Origin of the sequence: Paraburkholderia sp. FT54, assembly GCF_031585635.1 — a bacterium.
GTDB lineage: Bacteria > Pseudomonadota > Gammaproteobacteria > Burkholderiales > Burkholderiaceae > Paraburkholderia.
Genome location: NZ_CP134195.1, coordinates 1,725,145 through 1,741,945, shown reverse-complemented (window position 1 = coordinate 1,741,945; position 16,801 = coordinate 1,725,145). Strand labels below are relative to the sequence as shown.

General features: G+C 59.9%; 17 protein-coding genes and 1 pseudogene. 6 read left to right on the top strand and 12 right to left on the bottom strand.

What is annotated here, in order from left to right; genetic code table 11:
- Positions 1-35: 35 nt before the first annotated feature.
- The 3 genes from RI103_RS08200 to RI103_RS08190 form a co-directional block, all read right to left on the bottom strand.
- Positions 36-809: an ATP-binding cassette domain-containing protein gene (locus RI103_RS08200; protein ID WP_310814842.1), complete on the bottom strand. Its 774-nt coding sequence runs from the start codon at positions 807-809 to the stop codon at positions 36-38.
- The gene (locus tag RI103_RS08195) at positions 806-1,780 is read right to left on the bottom strand and encodes an ABC transporter permease subunit (RefSeq protein WP_310814841.1); all 975 of its coding nucleotides are present in this window, start codon (positions 1,778-1,780) and stop codon (positions 806-808) included. The genes RI103_RS08200 and RI103_RS08195 overlap by 4 nt, the downstream gene beginning before the upstream one ends.
- Positions 1,781-1,861: 81 nt before the next feature.
- A complete protein-coding gene (locus RI103_RS08190; protein ID WP_310814840.1) occupies positions 1,862-2,842 on the bottom strand; it encodes an ABC transporter substrate-binding protein in 981 nt (326 codons plus the stop codon).
- Between the two features lie 364 nt (positions 2,843-3,206).
- On the opposite strand from RI103_RS08190, the gene RI103_RS08185 reads away from it, so the two are divergent.
- The gene (locus RI103_RS08185) at positions 3,207-3,512 is read left to right on the top strand and encodes a cyclic-phosphate processing receiver domain-containing protein (RefSeq protein ID WP_310814839.1); all 306 of its coding nucleotides are present in this window, start codon (positions 3,207-3,209) and stop codon (positions 3,510-3,512) included.
- Positions 3,478-4,323 carry a uracil-DNA glycosylase family protein gene (locus RI103_RS08180; RefSeq protein WP_310814838.1) on the top strand — a complete coding sequence of 282 codons (846 nt, stop codon included), beginning with the start codon at positions 3,478-3,480 and terminating at the stop codon, positions 4,321-4,323. Before RI103_RS08185 ends, RI103_RS08180 begins: the two co-directional genes overlap by 35 nt.
- Positions 4,324-4,392: 69 nt before the next feature.
- On the opposite strand, the gene RI103_RS08175 is transcribed toward RI103_RS08180, so the two are convergent.
- The 3 genes from RI103_RS08175 to RI103_RS08165 form a co-directional block, all read right to left on the bottom strand.
- Entirely contained in the window at positions 4,393-5,406 is a 1,014-nt protein-coding gene (locus RI103_RS08175) for an aldo/keto reductase (RefSeq protein ID WP_310814837.1), read from the bottom strand.
- Positions 5,407-5,464: 58 nt separating this feature from the next.
- On the bottom strand, positions 5,465-6,712 hold the full coding sequence (locus RI103_RS08170) for an ABC transporter substrate-binding protein (protein WP_310814836.1): 1,248 nt from the start codon (positions 6,710-6,712) through the stop codon (positions 5,465-5,467).
- A 102-nt stretch (positions 6,713-6,814) separates the two neighbouring features.
- The gene (locus tag RI103_RS08165) at positions 6,815-8,059 is read right to left on the bottom strand and encodes a DUF1479 domain-containing protein (protein ID WP_310814835.1); all 1,245 of its coding nucleotides are present in this window, start codon (positions 8,057-8,059) and stop codon (positions 6,815-6,817) included.
- 95 nt (positions 8,060-8,154) lie between these two features.
- Between RI103_RS08165 and RI103_RS08160 the strand changes: the two genes are divergently transcribed.
- The 3 genes from RI103_RS08160 to RI103_RS08150 all read left to right on the top strand — a co-directional run bounded on the left by RI103_RS08160 (position 8,155) and on the right by RI103_RS08150 (position 10,103).
- Complete coding sequence (locus RI103_RS08160; RefSeq protein ID WP_310814834.1) at positions 8,155-9,129, top strand: helix-turn-helix domain-containing protein; 975 nt, start codon at positions 8,155-8,157, stop codon at positions 9,127-9,129.
- A gap of 175 nt (positions 9,130-9,304) precedes the next feature.
- Positions 9,305-9,568: a PepSY domain-containing protein gene (locus tag RI103_RS08155; RefSeq protein WP_310814833.1), complete on the top strand. Its 264-nt coding sequence runs from the start codon at positions 9,305-9,307 to the stop codon at positions 9,566-9,568.
- Positions 9,569-9,581: 13 nt separating this feature from the next.
- A complete protein-coding gene (locus tag RI103_RS08150) occupies positions 9,582-10,103 on the top strand; it encodes a cytochrome b/b6 domain-containing protein (RefSeq protein WP_310814832.1) in 522 nt (173 codons plus the stop codon).
- A 101-nt stretch (positions 10,104-10,204) separates the two neighbouring features.
- On the opposite strand, the gene RI103_RS08145 is transcribed toward RI103_RS08150, so the two are convergent.
- The 4 genes from RI103_RS08145 to RI103_RS08130 form a co-directional block, all read right to left on the bottom strand.
- Entirely contained in the window at positions 10,205-10,606 is a 402-nt protein-coding gene (locus tag RI103_RS08145; protein WP_310814831.1) for a hypothetical protein, read from the bottom strand.
- A gap of 391 nt (positions 10,607-10,997) precedes the next feature.
- Positions 10,998-12,083, bottom strand: a complete 1,086-nt coding sequence (locus tag RI103_RS08140) for a PKD domain-containing protein (protein ID WP_310814830.1) — start codon at positions 12,081-12,083, stop codon at positions 10,998-11,000.
- A complete protein-coding gene (locus RI103_RS08135; RefSeq protein WP_310814829.1) occupies positions 12,032-12,418 on the bottom strand; it encodes a hypothetical protein in 387 nt (128 codons plus the stop codon). Before RI103_RS08135 ends, RI103_RS08140 begins: the two co-directional genes overlap by 52 nt.
- Positions 12,419-12,698: 280 nt before the next feature.
- Positions 12,699-13,181 carry a cupin domain-containing protein gene (locus RI103_RS08130; protein WP_310814828.1) on the bottom strand — a complete coding sequence of 161 codons (483 nt, stop codon included), beginning with the start codon at positions 13,179-13,181 and terminating at the stop codon, positions 12,699-12,701.
- Between the two features lie 350 nt (positions 13,182-13,531).
- On the opposite strand from RI103_RS08130, the pseudogene RI103_RS08125 reads away from it, so the two are divergent.
- Positions 13,532-14,884, top strand: a pseudogene (locus RI103_RS08125) (dicarboxylate/amino acid:cation symporter).
- A 133-nt stretch (positions 14,885-15,017) separates the two neighbouring features.
- Here RI103_RS08125 and RI103_RS08120 read toward each other — a convergent pair.
- Both RI103_RS08120 and RI103_RS08115 read right to left on the bottom strand, forming a co-directional pair.
- Positions 15,018-15,632 carry a hypothetical protein gene (locus tag RI103_RS08120; protein ID WP_310814827.1) on the bottom strand — a complete coding sequence of 205 codons (615 nt, stop codon included), beginning with the start codon at positions 15,630-15,632 and terminating at the stop codon, positions 15,018-15,020.
- A 92-nt stretch (positions 15,633-15,724) separates the two neighbouring features.
- On the bottom strand, positions 15,725-16,774 hold the full coding sequence (locus RI103_RS08115) for a patatin-like phospholipase family protein (protein WP_310814826.1): 1,050 nt from the start codon (positions 16,772-16,774) through the stop codon (positions 15,725-15,727).
- Positions 16,775-16,801: the final 27 nt, after the last annotated feature.

Below are 16,801 nucleotides of genomic sequence, written 5' to 3'. Positions count from 1 at the left end.
AAATATAAATAGGCGGACCCAACCGGATGCAGCGCTCAGTGGCCCGATCCGCGTCCGTTCGCGTACGTGTCGCCGACAATCAGGTGCACGATCTCGTCGCCATTAGTTGCGGCCACGAGGCGTTCGCCGGCGACCTCACCGCGCCGCAGCACGACGATGCGATCGGCAATGGCAAAGATATCGTGAAGGTTATGCGAGATCAGAATCACGGACACGCCCTGGGCTTTTAGCGCGGTGATCAATTCCATGACCTTGCGTTGTTCGGGTACGCCGAGCGCGGCAGTCGGCTCGTCCATGATCAGCACACGCGCGTTCCAGTAAATCGCACGGCCAATCGCAATCGCCTGCCGCTGGCCGCCGGAGAGCATCTTCACCGGACCGCTGAGCTTGCGCTCGGGAATCACGATATCGAGACGCTCGAGCACTTCGCGCGCGACCTCCGCCATGCGCGGCCGGTCGATCACCTGAAGCCCGAATTGCCGTCGCGTCGGCTCGCGTCCGAGGAAGATGTTGCTTCCGACATCGAGATTGTCGGCAAGCGCGAGATCCTGGTAGATCGTCTCGATCCCCTGAGCGCGGGCGTCCTGTGGATCGCGCAACTGCAAGGATGTGCCGTTGAACAGCAAGTGGCCCGCGTCGGCGTGGTAGACACCGGAGAGGATCTTGATGAGGGTCGACTTGCCGGCGCCATTGTCGCCGGCGAGCGCCAGCACTTCGCCCGCCATCAGTCGCAGCGAAACGCGCCGTAGCGCCTCCACGCCGCCGAAGCGGATCGAGATGTCGCGCGCCTCGAGGATCGGGGTGCTCATTGGGCGCCTCCGAGACGTTCCTTGTACTGGTCGATCAGCACTGACATGATGATGACAATGCCGACCACGATAAACTGCCAGAACGCGTTGACGTCGATGAATACCAGTCCGAACTCGATCACCGCGATGATCAGCGCGCCAATCAGCGTGCCGATGACATTGCCGGTCCCGCCGAACAGACTCGCCCCGCCGATCACGACCGCCGCAATCGAGTCGAGAAGCATCGGCTCCCCGGCGTTGGCGGCGCCCGCGGCAAAGCGCGCCGTATAGACGATGCCGCCAATAGCGGCAAACGCAGCGGCGATCAGATAGATCACCAGCAAATGACGCCTGACATTGATGCCGGCGCGGATCGCCGACTGTGGATTGCCGCCGATTGCATAGGTGTACTGGCCGAAGCGCGTCTTTGATAGCACGACATGCATGACGACCAGCAAAATGGCCGTCAGCGCCACTGGGGTCCAGCCGCGCCCGAGCCAGGCGAGGCCGGCATTGTCCACCGCCACGGTCATGCCGCTTCCCGCCGCCAGAAAGCCCACGCCTCGTGCGACGCCATACATGCCGAGCGTGCCAATGAAGGCGGGTACCCCGAGCCGCGCGATCAGCACGCCATTGACGAGCCCCGGAATCGCGCATACCCCGACGGTCAGTGGAATGGAGAACAGCAGGCTCCACGGCGAGCCGCCACCCAATATCGTGAATTGGGCGACACACACGGCGGCCAGTCCCATCACGAATCCCACCGACAGATCGATGCCCGCCGTGATGATCACGAACGTCTGACCGATCGCGAGCAGTAGCGGCGCGCTGGCCGCGAGTCCGATCGACTGCAGATTGTAGGCATTGAAGACGAACGAGCGATGATCCGATATCCGCGCCCACACTTCGAAAAACACCAGTAGCGCACACAGGAAAAGCCAGGGCCAGAGCCTGCTGATCAGTGCGAGCCTGTCGAGCCGTGAGTCGTCCATCGAGTCGTCCCGGAAATCGGAAGTGGCGTGCGCGTGCGCGTCGACGCACGCGGGGATATGGCCTCGTTCGACAGCGCGTGCCTAGTTCGAATAGATGTACTGTTTCATGTCCGGCTGGTCGATGTTCGTCTTGTCGAGCACCACGAAGCCGGTGCTCCTGAATGGCGGAATCTTCTTGCCGCGAATCACGTCTGCCGCGAACTTCACGCCGTAATAGCCGATCTCATCCGGGCGCTGCGCGATCGCGATGTCCACGAGGCCGCTTCTGATCTGCTGGTCGATGCCAGGCACGGCGTCGAACACCACGACCTTGACGACACCCTGCTTGCCGGCCGCCTTGACGCCTTGGGCGGCGCCGCTGCCAGAAAACGTATTGGCGCCGAACACGCCGGCGAGGTCCGGATTGCGCGCGAGCACCGCGGCAACGTGCGATGCAGCGCGGTTCGCATCGTCCTCGTTATATTGCGTCTGTAGCACCTTGATGTTCGGATGCTTCTTCATCTCGTCCAGGAAACCCTCGGCGCGCGCATCGGTACTCGAGATGCCGGGCTTGTTGTTTTCGCAATAGACGGTGCCCTTGTCGCCGATGGCCTTCGCGAGCGATCGCGCCGCAACGCGGCCGCCTTCCAGGTTATCCGAAGCAATGTACGACAGTGGGAAATCCGCGTCGCCCTTGCCGGTCTGATAGTGGCCGTCGCCGATATACGTGTCGACCGTGATGACCTTGATGCCGGCGTCGGCCGCTTCCTTCAGCGGTCCGATCAATTGCTGCTTGTCGACCGGTGAAACCAGCAGTACATCCGGGTGTTTGGCGATAAACGCCTTGAGGATCGGCACCTGCTCGGTGGTGTTCCATGCCTTCGGCACCTGGAATAACAACTGGACGTGTTCTTCGTTCGCGGCCCGCTCCGCGCCGCGATGCATCGTGAAATAGAAAGGATCGGTGACGCCCGGCAGCAACGCGACGACTGGATGCGCGGCATCGGCGTGCGCCGGTCCCGTGAGCGAACAGCCGACGATCGTTGCAAGTGCAATCAGATAGTGGGAAACGATGCGCTTCATTTTTGTCTTCCTCCTGTTGAGTCCGACGAACGGCGCCCGACCTGACTCGTTCTGACCTTCACGAAGTGACGGCGCCCGGCAGTTGGCCAGTATACTGACGGGCGTCAGCGGCGACCTTGGTGTTTTCCAGCATCTTTTGCGCATAATTGCGCCGAGAGTCCTGAATTGCCCGGTCTCGCAGTCCGCGGGCGGCCATCCGCGGCGCTGTTGCCCGCCGCTCTACAGTCTCATGATCGACCAGATCCGCACGCGCAAATTGACGCGGCGTTACCGTCAATGGGCCGACTCCACAGCCGGGAATCCGCCTTGAGCGACAGCTGCGTTTGGTAGGATCGCCATATTCAATAGCCGGCGGCATAACGCAATGAGACTGTTTCTCGACGACGAACGTCAGACCCCGGAGGGGTGGCACCGAGTCTACTGGCCTGCCGACGCTATCCGTTTGCTGGAAACGGGAGATGTCACGGAGCTGAGTCTCGACCACGACCTTGGAGACGATGCACGGGGCACGGGATATGACGTCATCGTCTGGATAGAGGAAGCCGTGGCTTTGCGGGGATTCAAACCGCCCAAAATTACCATACACTCAGCGAACGCGTCCGCTGCCCAAAAGATGCGCGCTGGAGTCGAAGCAATTGAACGCCTCGCCGGGGTGCGTGGCGATTTATAACAAGCGCGTGAAACGGTATGTGCGCGACTTTCAGATTGCTTTAGAGAGAATAGAACTTGTGACGCCGTCGACGAACACAACGCACGACCAGACAACACTCGAGCTTGCCCGCAGCTATCTGGACATTCTGTCGGCACATGATCTCAAGGAGATTTTCAACGGGGCGCCTGACTTATCCGGGCTTTTTCTTTCAAGTGTTCCCTCGCAATTCAGCGACGCTACCCATCGCCTGATGGTCGTTGGAATGGAGACGAAGCAATGGCGCGATAAGTCCTGTCCGTTCAAGAACGGGGAGGTCAATACACTCCAGAAAGTCATCGAATCGATGGCCGTTCATAGTCGATGTTTTGACAGACCCGCGGGCCGCCATAGATTTCTCCAGTTTTTAAACCAGGTTAAGAAGCTTACCCGCGCGCGACTTCCTGAGAGCGAAGTTGCTGTCGTTTGGGCGAACCTGTTTTGCGTGAGCGATGCTGGCAAAACGCCGACCAGGACACCTACGTTTGCTGCGATCAAAGTCCTATCCGCGAGCTTGCTTCGCGCCCAGATCAAAGTTGTTGATCCTGACGTGATCCTCTTCACGACCGGGGCAGCCTATGACGCGTATTTACGCGACTGTTTTCCTGACCGGACGGAAAGTACGGTCATCGAACCGAAGTGCCTCTGGCAATTCCGGCTTGGTCGCACGGTCTGCTACCGGACAAGTCATCCACGCTACGTTGCGCATAACCGCTGGCGGAGCCACGCATTGGATCTGGCATGCCGGCACCTCGCCTCGGATACAGCGCTGTCTGCATTCGATGACAGATAGTGCCGGCGTTTCAACCGGCGCCCAACAATTGCCCACAATCGAGCCGGTGCCGTCTGGAACCCGGCGCTATCAAGGGGTGGGCGCGTCCTGGCGGATCAGCTCACGCTCCTTCAGTTCGGCCCAGAATGCCGGTGGAATATCAGCCCGGAAGGTTTGCAGGTTATCTTCCAGCTGGGCAACCGTACGCACGCCGGGAATGCTGGTCGGGATCGCGGGATGGCCGAGCACGAATTGCAGCGCCGCCGCTTTGAGCGGCACCGAGTATTCCTGACATACCGTCTCGATCTTGCGCACGCGCTCGAGGATCGGCTCAGGCGCGGGCGCATAGTTGTATTTCGCCCCATGCACCGCGCCCGTCGCCAGAATGCCGCTGTTGTACCCGCCGCCGAGAATGACCGACACCTGCTGCTCTTCGCACAGCGGCAAAAAACCGTCCAGTGCGTCCTGCTCGAGCAGCGTGTAGCGGCCAGCCAGCAGCAGGCAGTCAAAATCCTGCCGGCGAATCGCTTCGTGCGCGACCTGCCACTCGTTGACACCAATGCCCACCGCTTTCACGACACCTTCGTCTCGCAACTTCAGCAGTGCTTTCGACGCACCCGTCATCGCCGTCTCGAACATCTCAGGTTGACACTTGCCGTGAGTAAAGACATCGATGTCGTGAATCAGCGCGATGTCGATGTGCTCCAGCGCGAGACGCTGCAGGCTATCTTCGATCGAACGCATCGTGCCGTCGTAGCTGTAGTCGAAAACGAGTTCGAACGGCAACCCGTCGACCCAGGGCTCGAAATTGATCTCGGCGCGCCTGCGTGGCTTCAGAATACGCCCGACCTTAGTCGACAGCACATATTCGTCGCGCGGATACCAGCGCAGCCCCTGCCCACAGCGCGCCTCGCTCAACCCGTGCCCGTACATCGGGGCGGTGTCGAAGTAGCGTACGCCCGCGTCCCACGCGGCCTTGATCAAGGCCGCCGAATCCTCTTCACTGATCGGCCTGAAGATGTTGCCGATCGGCGCAGCGCCGAAACCCATTACGGTTGTCTCGAATCCTGAACGAGGCCATTTACGCTTTGCTACAGGATCCATCTCCATCCCCTTTCATTAGTGAAGTTGCGCGTTTCGTAGTGGGCTGACACGAAGCGGCTCACTTGACTCTCGCGGCGGCGGCAAGCTTGCGCACGCCCTCTTTCGGATCCTCATTCGAGTTCATGAAGTTCGTGACGACGTCGGTCATCGCGCCGGCGGTAACCGAGGACTGAAGCTCGCCGAAGGCCAACGAAGGCAGAAATCCACCCGATTTAATCGTGGCCTGCTCATCCGCGCGTGATTTCTTCGCGCAGCTATCGAACTTGTCCATGGGCACATCCAGCCGGACGGGAATCGAACCTTTGTAGAGACTGAACTGCTGCTGGAAATCAACGGACATGATCGTTTTGGCAAGCGCAAGCTGTCCCGGCGTCGCCTCCTTTTTGCCCTGCTGCTGAAAGAACACGAACGCGTCCGCTGTGTACGTATAAGCATTCGACGTACCGGGCGCGGCCGCGCAAATATAGTCGACATCCGCCTTCCTGTTCGCGTTGGCGAACTCTCCTTTTGCCCAGTCGCCCATGAATTGCATGCCGCCCGAGCCGGAAATCACCATGGCCGTCGCAAGATTCCAGTCACGGCCGTGGTAACCCTTGTCGAAATAAGTCCGGATCTTCTGCACGGTCTCGAACACCTGAACCATCTGCGGCGAGGTCAGTGTTTTCTGATCGAGATCGATCAGGGCTTTCCGGTAAAAGTCCGCGCCCTGGGAGAGCACGACTGTCTCCCAGATGGTCATGTCTTGCCAGGGTTGACCACCGTGCGCGACGGGCGTGATGCCCGCTGCGCGAAACTTGTCGGCGAGTGCGAAGAATTCCGGCCAGGTCGTGGGCGGCGTAGCACCGACTTTGTCCAGATCGGCTTTGTTGATCCACAGCCAGTTAATTCGATGTACCGAAAAGGGTGCAGCCACATAGTGACCGCCCGCCTTCATCGCAGTGTCTATTTGCGCTGGGGTATGCGCTTTCCAATCGGTTGCGGATTGATCGATCGTGACCAGCGACCCCTGCTCGGCCCAATCGTGAATCAGCGGTCCCTTGATCTGCGCGGCCGATGGCGCGTTGCCCGACATGACCTGCGTCTTCAGCGCCGTCATGGCCGCCGCGCCCGCGCCTCCTGCAATGGCGAAGTCCTTCCACTCGTAGCCCTGTTTGTTCATATCGTCCTTCAGCACCCGAATCGCTTTCGATTCGCCGCCGGAGGTCCACCAGTGCAGTACCGAAAGCTGTTCGGCGGCAAGCACCGCGTGAGTTCCAGCCATGAGCAGCGCAATAGCCGTCGCAACGGACGTCAGTGATCGTTTCATTGCAGCCTCCGAATTTTTCGTTATGGATCGGGCGAGGCATGCGCAGCCAGGGCGGCCGCGCATGCGTGCCCGTTTTCATGCGTGGCAAACGTCTTTGCCGAACTACAGGTCAAACCCGAGTTGCGCCTTGCCGAGCGGCGTCAAATCGTCAGCCGTTGCGCGTCCGGTGAAATCGACCTCGAAATGGTCAGCCGGAAAATCAGGCGGGCTTTCACCCTTGAGGAAGCTCGGCAACTGGCGCTTGAGGTAAGCGTCGTTTTTGGCGCACGCGGGCGCCGAGGCGATGTACATCACATTGCTGTAACCCGCGCCCTTATGCTCGTCTTCGACCGCATGGATGACATCGCTGTGCCAGAACACGGTGTCGCCCGCTTCCATTTTGGGAATCGACGACAGTGCCTCGAACAGCGGCGCATGGAATTCCGGCTTGATCGACAGCGCCCGCCCGGGCATGGCACCGCACAGGTCGTCCTCTGCGACATCGTCCTGAAGCGCGCGCAGCAGGATGTACACCATCGAATTGGCAATCGGGACGAGTTGCAGCGTGCCGTCACCCGGACCTTGAGGCGTCAAGGCAGTCCAGCCTTGGAAAGTACGAAACATCGAGCATACGGCGGGCGACGCGATCTCCTCCACGTCAGGCCGAAAAGCCGCATCGAACGGATCGTAGTCGCGCCAGTTCCCTGCGAATACGTGGCGATATACCTTGCGGAAATTGCTTTCGATCCAGCGCTCGACGGACCCGCCGTCGCAATGCGCCGACAAGCCGAGCGACGCGGAGCCCGGCGGCCTGCGGCGCAGACGGTCGGCATAAACAGGCACGCGCTGCGGATCGAAATGCTGGCGGCCTTCGCTCTCATTGCGCCACAGTCTGTTCAGGAACACGCGCGCCGCGGTCAGCGACTCTGACTGACGGGCCAGCACTTGTGGCTTCGACCAGTACACGCCATAAATCTGCGGCTTGCTGGACGCCAACTGGCCAAAGTATTTGTCTTCGGCACGGTTCTCCAGGCGCTTGTCGAGATTGTTGCGCTCAACATAGTTGGCGATATCGTCGTCCCAACTCCGCACCAGTGCACGGGGAAAGACGTGACGAATCACGCACGCGCCGCGCGCCTTGACGACTGCGATCTGCTCCGCGCTGACGCGTTGTTCGGTAATGTCGGAAAACTGAATTTCGGGAATGACGTCTTCGCCGCGATCCCGCTGTCCGGCGATTCGCTTCGCCTCGGCGCTGATCGCCGCTTCGACTTCGGCGAAGATCTCCCGGTAGTTCGGCAACGCCGCGCGCAACTCCTTTTTTGCCTGCCAGATCGCGCCCGGCAAGTCTTCGATTTTCAGCGCCATGATTGTCTCCGTTGGGGATTGGGTATGCCCCGAGGATATGACGTGCACGCGCGCCCTGGTGATACTATTCAGGCAATTGATTTGCGTTTTCAGCCATGAAACCAGCCTACGAGCATGTCGAGTTCGGTGAGGACTGTTCGGTCCGGGTTTACCATCGGCGGCTCCCGCGTATTCCGTTCGAGTGGCATCACCATCCGGAGTACGAGTTAACTCTGACGATGAACAGTCACGGCAAGCGCTACATCGGCGACTCCGTGAATGAATACGAGGCTGAGGATCTCGTCCTCGTGCCGCCGGATCTCCCGCACACCTGGGCGTCGAACCGTTCGATCGAGCCGTCCTCGCCGCAGGTCGCCATCGTCATCTGGTTCGACGGCGATTGGGCGCGGCGCATGGCGGATTGCTGCCGCGAATACGAACCCCTGCGCAAGCTGTTACGCCGAGCCGCGTGTGGGCTGGCCTTCGAGCCGCCTGCAGGCAAATGGATGCGCGGCCGCCTCGAGCAGTTGCTATCGAGCGGGCCGCGCGAACGTCTTGGCGCCGCCCTCGATATCCTGTGCACGCTCGCCGACGCGCCGGGCCAACCGCTCGCCTCGCCAAGCGCTTTCACCCAGGCCACCGCCGGCCCATCTGGCCACGAGCCCGAACGGATCAACCGGGTCCTTTCGATGATTGACGCGCGCTTTGCCGAACCGCTGCGGTTGTCAGAACTCTGCGCGGCCGCCAGCCTGTCGGAACGCACGCTCACGCGTTACTTTATTCAGCATATCGGCGAGAGCGTCGGTCGGTATATCACCCGGGTTCGTATCGGTCACGCTTGCCGGATGCTGGCTGACACCTCGCTGCCCGTTGCTGTCATCGCTGCTCGTTCGGGCTTCGCCAACGTCGCCAATTTCAATCGGCAGTTCAGGGCCGCAAAGCAAACGACGCCGGCCGAATATCGACGGCTGTTCGCGGCTGCGGGCTCTCCGGATCAGGACGCAGCGGCTAGTTTGACCGAACGGTCTCCTTCACTTCAAAGGAAGCGGAAACTAACCGGTGAGCGAAACGGCGAAGAGACCGCTCACTAGTGCCGCACGTGAGCGTTTGCGTCGAATGAAGCGGACGACTTCGACGCAGCGGCGATTGCATGCTCTTCATTGATCCACGCCAAGTCAGCCTCCATTAAAAGCCTACAATTAGCTTGCGATCCAATCTCGACGGACGTAGAGTGTGCGCTCGACAAACCAGCACATGAGGTGACGGATGTTCAAGTTCCTGGCGTTATGTGTCGCGTTGGGTGTTTCCGGCACGGCGTTCGCCAAAGCCGATTGCCCGGTCCATCCGAAGAGCGAGTGGATGAAGGAATCGGATGCGCGCGCTCAGCTCGAAGCAGAGGGCTATAAGATCAAGAAGTTCAAGGTCGACGGCAACTGCTACGAAATCTACGGGCACAACAAAGAGGGCAAAAAGGTCGAGATCTACTACGACACCAAGACGCTTGCCGTCGTGAAGTCTGAGATCGACTAACGCCTGGCGCTCGATGCACGTCAAAACCTGGGATATAGGCGTACGGTTCATGCACTGGACCGTCGCCGGCATGGTCGTGTGGAATCTGTTTGGGCCTACTGACCAGACGCATCGCGTACTTGGATATATCGCCGTGGGCCTCGTTGCGTGTCGCCTCGTGTGGGGATTCATCGGCACGCCGTACGCGCGATTCTCCGCCTGGTGGCCGACACCGGCGCGTTTGAAAGACTACGTGCGCTCGCTGGCCGCCGGCAAGCCACTGCATCATCTGTCGCACAATCCGCTCGGCGGCCTGATGGCAATCGCACTCTGGCTGCTGATTCTCGCACTGGCAGCAAGCGGCTGGCTGATGCGCATCGACGCCTTCTGGGGCGAAGACTGGCCGCATAACCTTCACACGTGTCTGTCAATCGCACTGCAGGTCTGCGTGTGCGTCCATATCCTCGCGGCCGTCCTCATGAGCATCTGGACGCGTGACAATCTGATCGGTGCGATGCTGACCGGCTTCAAGCGCGATCCCGCCGACAAGCGCTGACAGCTGCGGGCGCAGCCCGACTTCAACGAACCCGTCCGCCACCCGCAAGCAGACATGCACGCTCGGTCCGGCCACGGAGATTCAGAAAGTCAACGGACCAACTACCCGAACACCCGAGCCCATGCCGCCCGGAGGCGACGCGCGCGGTTTTCGAACAGATAGGAGGCAACCAGCGTCAAGAGACCTGAAATAACACCCGTGACGATGTGCTCGACATAAGGGATGCGGTAATGACTTGCGTGCGAGTAAGCGTCGCCTACGGTCGTCAGGACGCCGACGACCAGCGCGTTGCCGTATCGATGCGCGTAGAGTTTCCCCGCAGGCGTGAAGGTCAGAAGTACGGCCAGGAGTCCGGTGAGCAGACCGGTATGGAATGCAATCGTCCAGTGGGCAGGGCTCAGGACATTGCCCCAGCTCCCCGGCATGCAGGTCATGCACGCGCTGGTCGGCTGCCAGAAACGCTGGATAAACAGCCTGGCGCGGCGTTTCCACTCGGTTGACATGATGTATTCCCATCCATGCCGTTGTCGCGGCCGACGCCATCATTCATTTCGTCGGGGCGGTTCAAGGCCCTTTAACCAGGTTGCCGTCCTTGGCATGGATGCGTCGAATCTGCACGCCGTCGAGGCCGGTCAAGAGCGCGTACATGGTCGAATACTACACCGCGATTGGACCGCCGACGTTTTGACCGGAACCGGAATCCGTCCCTTGCGTTTGTCGTTGCGGACAATCGGCACGACGACGGGCGCGAGGCTCGCCCGATCACGGTCGCGTACATCCTGTTGTGCGGCGCGAAGAATTCCGCGCCGGCATCTAACAACGGCTTCAGTTGCTTCGAGGGGTTGAATCCGCAATCGATAGCAGTCTTTCGCATGCGTCCCGCTTCCCCACCAACTATTTCTTTGCCACATCGACCTCGGTGCTCACTTGCGCCACCTGGCCGGTCGTGTCGATAACTTTCAAGCTGACCGGGTAGATCCCCGGTTTATTGAATGCGTGTGTGCCCGTCGCCGTACCCGTGCCGGCACTTTCTCTGATGGTCGCTGCCTGCGGTTGGCCACCGTCGCCCCACGACCACGTTGCCGAATGTGAGTCGCCGCTGTCAACGTCGGTGAATGCAGCTTTGAAATCAATCGCCACGCCGACTTTTGCACGGACACTCGGCGCGATAGGTCCAACCACGGGCGCCGTGGAATTGCTGCCAAGAAGGATCAAGCCGGCATTGGACGTCGCGACTATTTCTCCGTGGTCGGAGATAGCGAGTCCACCGGCTAGTATCAAACCGGCAGGTGCCGATTGAATGCGACTGTTCAGGTCGACCATTCCTTCGCCCTGGCTCCATACGAATGCATGCCGGTCTCCGTTTGCCGTGTCGGCTGCACCCACCACCTGCCCGGTGCCGCTAATTGCACTTGCCGACGATGTTTTTCCGCCCAAAGTACCGAGAGCGGTCAGGGTGCTACCCGTCCAGATGTAGGCCCGAGGATTCCCATTCGCATCGACGGACGACCCCACTACCTGACCGGTTTTGTTCATGTCGTTCGCGATGGTGAGCTTGCCGCCCAGCGTGCCGATGTCCACCATACCGTCGGCCGCCGTCCAGGAGAACGCAGAGACACGGCCATTCGTGAAAGCTGTGCCGCCGATTACCTGCCCCGCATCGTTAATTCGCGTCGCGTAAGAGAACTGGGCACCGGGTAAAAGACCGAGATCGGTCATCACTGATCCCGTACGCACGAATGCGTGTGGCCAGCCCGCCCGAACCGTTGCGTAACCGACGATCTGGCCGGCGCCATTAATGTCCGAAGCGTATGACAGGGGGCCGCCGAACGTGCCAAGGTCGGTCATGCCGCCGCCCTGACTCCATACGAAGGCGTGGTATTTGAGCAGATTGAGATTGGCGACACCGACAACGGTTCCAGAAGCGTTCACCGCATTCGCATACGCAATGCCTCCGCCGAGTGATCCGAGGTCGACCATCCCCGCACCAGATGTCCACGAAAAGGCGTGCATGACCAGTTGCTATACATTTGCCCTGTATCGAGCCAGGTCCCGGCCGGTGCCGAGCGGGAGTCATGTTCCAGGATGTCGTGGCTATAAAAATAGGAGTTGTAATCGCGAGAACAGCTCTCGGTGAAGCCCACGGCGGTAAGGTTAAGTAGGCGACACTGGTTATCAAAGACAATGAGCGTCCCGCTATCCGCACCGACCAGATCTCGCGCAGTATCTAAAACGTCTTCCCAAGGTGGAACCGGATCGAGGAGATGCTGCGCGGCGTCGACTGCCCTCCCGAGAGCGACTTTACGTTCAGCCATTTCTCCTCCTTAACAATCCTTATTAGAATAAAAACCCGAATGTATTGCAGCAGCTTCATCGCACCGACGAAAGTCAAAATTGACTTGTCGCCAGCGGTTCGTGCATCGAAATGTCTCACGGCGATAGGCGACAGTATCATCAGCGCTTGAACGGTCGGCTACTGGTGGTGGTCCGGATATTCCCACTTCAGACCGATGACGCAGCCAATGACGACTCCTGGCAGGTTCAAGCCGAACGTGGCTCATGCCATGTCATGAAAGATTGCGACTCGCAAAAGCATCAATCAGGCATCCCGTCATGATCGCCAAGCGGTCTGATCGGCCAGTCCGTCCAGCGGTCCGCGCGTGTCAGTTCGTACGTTTCGTTAAGCGGATACCGGATATGGTTGTCGGCACGCGGCCGCTCACCAATCACCATCAGCCTGACTTCATCTTGGGTATTGTTGATGAAGGTGTGGCAGATACCAGTGCCAGCCGCAAACGCCACCGAGTCGCCTTCAGCAAGCGGGTGCAGTACGCCGTCGATCCAGACATCGGGCTTGCCATGCAGCACGTAGACAAACTCCTGCTCAGTACTTTCGGCGTGCGGATATGAGGTGCGCCGACCCGGCAAAAGCCTCACGTGATGAATGCCGATCCGCGTGATACCCATTGCAGCGGAGAGCGGCGCGTCAAGGCCCATCGGTTCGGAATCGCCGCGATAGCAATGCGCATGGGGTTCTTCCAGTTCGGTCCAGTGTTTGATGAAATCGGGGCGACCCATCGTTTGTTCTCCTTGGTGACGAGAAACGATGATAGTGGGTTAAAAGTCACCCGTGATCAAACCCGGCCTCAACACAGCGACAGCTTTTATAAGGCGGTTTGCTGCAGTGCACGCTCGGGTTTGTCCGCTTGCCGAGGACGGATGCGAAGCATAGGCTTCGTAATGGTTTGGTAAGAATCTATTCGCAAGTTGCCGGGTGAGCAGCCGTTCCGCGTTCTGCGGAACAAGCACAGGTATCACGACTGCGCCCCGCGGTCGCGACGCCGGCATGCTTGCCCGTCGTCATCGGTCACGCTGGCGTGTCAATCGAAGCGCTGAATGACGACTGAAGTGATTGTTTTGGAGCTCAAATGGCTTCGCACAAACCGCTTTACAGATCACTTTATTTCCAGGTCATCGTCGCGATCATCGCCGGTATTGTGTTGGGGATTTTCGCCCCGCAAACCGGCGAGGCGATGAAGCCGCTCGGCGACGCCTTCATCAAACTGATCAAGATGATCATCGCCCCTATCATCTTCTGCACCGTGGTCGTCGGCATTGCCGGCATGGAAGACATGAAGAAGGTGGGCAAGACCGGCGGACTGGCGCTGCTCTATTTCGAGATCGTCAGCGCTCTCGCGCTGGTGGTCGGATTGGTGATCGTCAACGTGGTACAGCCCGGCGCCGGCATGAACGTGGACCCGAAGACGCTGGACGCGAAAGCGGTGGCTACGATCACCAGCGGGCGCAAGATGGAGAGCACCACCGAATTCCTGATGAACATCGTCCCCTCGACCGTGGTCGATGCGTTCGCCTAGGGTGAGATACTTCAGGTCCTGCTGTTCGCGCTCATGTTCGGCTTCGCGCTGCACTCGTTCGGCGGCAGAGGCACATTGATATTCGACTTTGTCGAGAAGATCTCTCACGTGTTCTTCCGCATTGTCGGCATCATCATGAAAGTGGCACCGATCGGCGCCTTTGGCGCGATGGCTTTTACCATCGGTAAATACGGCATCGGCAGCATGCTCTCCCTTGGGATGCTGATGCTCACGTTCTATGCGACCTGCCTTTTCTTCATCTTCGTCGTGCTAGGACTGATTGCCAGGTTCCATGGTTTCAGCGTGTGGAAGTTGATCAAGTACCTCAAGGAAGAACTGTTCGTCGTTCTTGGAACCTCCTCATCGGAAGCCGCGCTGCCTCGCGTCATGGTGAAGCTGGAGAATCTTGGCGCGAAGAAATCAGTAGTTGGACTAGTCATTCCCACTGGATACTCTTTCAATCTCGATGGCACGTCGATCTACCTCACACTGGCCGCCGTCTTTATCGCCCAGGCGACGAATACGCCGCTAGACCTCACGCATCAGCTTACTTTGCTAGCTGTGTTGCTGCTGACCTCCAAAGGCGCCGCGGGTGTGACGGGCAGCGGGTTCATCGTGCTTGCGGCCACGCTGTCCGCGGTCGGACATGTACCGGTTGCAGGTCTTGCGCTTATCCTGGGTATCGACCGCTTCATGTCCGAAGCGCGCGCGTTGACGAATTTCATCGGCAATGCCGTGGCGACACTGGTGGTGGCCAGATGGACCCACGAACTGGACCAACCCAGAATGCGCCGGGTGCTGGATAACGAAACTCCCGAGGAAGCGGACGAGCCGGAAAAGGTGTTTGACCGGACGGACGAAAGGATGCCTATCGCTACGGCGGGACCACGATCGCATAACATCTGAGGAGCGTGTGGATCGCCGGATCGATACAACGCCGCATCTGCTTCGCAGTGTCGAGCACGTCGCCTGCGCCGATCAGCGTAAGGTCCGTTTGCACCGCTCGGTGAGTAACCGGACGGCGCAGGTCGAATCATGGTCATTGCGTTACAGGCAGGCCGAGCCGCCACGTCAGATTGGCCCGCGCGCGCGTTTCGCAACGGGTATGGAAAAAATCGGTGTGGTAAATGCGCGGACGTGCCAGCAGGTTGCCCAGAATCGTCCTTTCATGCATGTCGTAGGCGCGATCGTCAAGGTCGGAACGTTCCGCCCTCAGGCGCACTCCGTCCTCACGAAAGCGGTCGCGTCGACCGCCCAGCACCGCGAGGTCGATGTCGCAGGCAAAGCAATCGTCCAACGCGGCCGGCACACGCGTATGCCTGGTCGCCAGGATCATTTCGCCGATGCGCTCGCTCGCGGCGATACCCTCACCCGCCCATTGCCGGAACCAGTCCGCACTGCGTTGCTCGTTGTCCCGTGCGCCGGGAACGTAGATCACGTCGTGACACCACAGCGCAAGTTCCACAACATCGGGGTGAGGAATCGCGCTACGCGCCCGGTCGAGATCGCGCAAGCAGCGGCGGATATGACGCAGCGTGTGGTAATGACGCGTCGGTTCGGCATAAAGCTGCGCCAGCTCGGCATAGGCGGCTTCAGCACGCAAGCCGCCGCTGCGTGACCACAATGCGATAAAGCGCGCCCGCGTCTGACTCATTCCCGCCTCTCTCCATGAAGCACGGATCGCGTGAGCGTCCGGCGCCATACCCATCATGACCTCATTGCGTTGCGCCGATCCAGTCGCAAGGCTCAAAGAAATTCCTCGCGAATGTCGATACTCGAGCGTTGCCCAACGTTCCGGTAGTGATGCGCGAGCCACACATCGGCCTCGCGTCGGCCGTTATCGCGCAGTCCGCAAAGGAAATCCCAATCGGCGTTGTACTTGCTGGACACGCTGAGCGCGCACATGGCCTCGTCGGATCGAATGGAATGGATCAGCATTTCCTTCATCTCGTCACCTTCGACTTTGCCTTGCTGGATCAGATCGGTGACGAAGGCGATGGCCCGCATCTCGCGCATTAGCGACGAATTGAAGCTGATTTCGCTGACGCGGTTGAGGATGTCGGCGGCCGTAATCGGCACGCCCCGGCGAACGAGCGGGTTGATATGGACGATCACGACGTCGCGCGTCTTGCAGTGGTAAATCAACGGGTAGATGGCCGGATTGCCCATGTAGCCGCCGTCCCAGTAGTGTTCGCCGTCGATGCTGATCGCCTGGAACAGCGTCGGCACGCACGCGGAGGCAAGCACGGCGTCCGCGCAGATATCCTCGCCCGTGAAGAGGCGTATTTTCCCCGTCTCGACGTTGGTCGCGCACAGATACAGATGGATGGGACATTGTTTTCGCAACGCGATGAAGTCGACCTGGCTATCGAGCACCTCGCGCAGCGGATTGAGATTGTTCGGATTGAACTGGTAGGGCGAGAAAATGCGCAGTGCCATGTCGGCGAACGCATATAACGGCGAATGATCGAACCCGAAGCTATGCGTCCCTTTCAGCCACGGCATCCAGCGCAACGGGTTGTAACGCTCGGCCGATTGCGCCACGGCGTACCAGAAGTCGTGCAGCGCCTGCCGCGCGCCGTCCTCGCCCCCTTTCAGCAAGCCGTACGCGAGCACCGCGGCATTCATCGAGCCGGCGCTGGTCGCACTCACTCCTTCAATCGCAAGCCTGCCGTCCTCTAGCAGCCGGTCGAGCACGCCCCACGTGAACGCACCGTGCATCCCGCCTCCCTGCAAAGCCAGCGCGACCGGCTTGTGCTCGGCATCGCCGCGACGGCCTGCATTCTTCGTCGTCATTTCCCGTCTCCTCGGTCAATGCGGATC

Bases quoted from the DNA above. Each gene is read 5' to 3' on its own strand.
- RI103_RS08150 (WP_310814832.1), top strand. From the start codon at position 9,582: ATGCACGTCAAAACCTGGGATATAGGCGTACGGTTCATGCACTGGACC.
- RI103_RS08175 (WP_310814837.1), bottom strand. From the start codon at position 5,406: ATGGATCCTGTAGCAAAGCGTAAATGGCCTCGTTCAGGATTCGAGACA.
- RI103_RS08165 (WP_310814835.1), bottom strand. From the start codon at position 8,059: ATGGCGCTGAAAATCGAAGACTTGCCGGGCGCGATCTGGCAGGCAAAA.
- RI103_RS08145 (WP_310814831.1), bottom strand. From the start codon at position 10,606: ATGTCAACCGAGTGGAAACGCCGCGCCAGGCTGTTTATCCAGCGTTTC.
- RI103_RS08140 (WP_310814830.1), bottom strand. From the start codon at position 12,083: ATGGTCGACCTCGGATCACTCGGCGGAGGCATTGCGTATGCGAATGCG.
- RI103_RS08170 (WP_310814836.1), bottom strand. From the start codon at position 6,712: ATGAAACGATCACTGACGTCCGTTGCGACGGCTATTGCGCTGCTCATG.
- RI103_RS08135 (WP_310814829.1), bottom strand. From the start codon at position 12,418: ATGGCTGAACGTAAAGTCGCTCTCGGGAGGGCAGTCGACGCCGCGCAG.
- RI103_RS08120 (WP_310814827.1), bottom strand. From the start codon at position 15,632: ATGAGTCAGACGCGGGCGCGCTTTATCGCATTGTGGTCACGCAGCGGC.
- RI103_RS08130 (WP_310814828.1), bottom strand. From the start codon at position 13,181: ATGGGTCGCCCCGATTTCATCAAACACTGGACCGAACTGGAAGAACCC.
- RI103_RS08160 (WP_310814834.1), top strand. From the start codon at position 8,155: ATGAAACCAGCCTACGAGCATGTCGAGTTCGGTGAGGACTGTTCGGTC.
- RI103_RS08185 (WP_310814839.1), top strand. From the start codon at position 3,207: ATGAGACTGTTTCTCGACGACGAACGTCAGACCCCGGAGGGGTGGCAC.
- RI103_RS08155 (WP_310814833.1), top strand. From the start codon at position 9,305: ATGTTCAAGTTCCTGGCGTTATGTGTCGCGTTGGGTGTTTCCGGCACG.
- RI103_RS08200 (WP_310814842.1), bottom strand. From the start codon at position 809: ATGAGCACCCCGATCCTCGAGGCGCGCGACATCTCGATCCGCTTCGGC.
- RI103_RS08190 (WP_310814840.1), bottom strand. From the start codon at position 2,842: ATGAAGCGCATCGTTTCCCACTATCTGATTGCACTTGCAACGATCGTC.
- RI103_RS08115 (WP_310814826.1), bottom strand. From the start codon at position 16,774: ATGACGACGAAGAATGCAGGCCGTCGCGGCGATGCCGAGCACAAGCCG.
- RI103_RS08195 (WP_310814841.1), bottom strand. From the start codon at position 1,780: ATGGACGACTCACGGCTCGACAGGCTCGCACTGATCAGCAGGCTCTGG.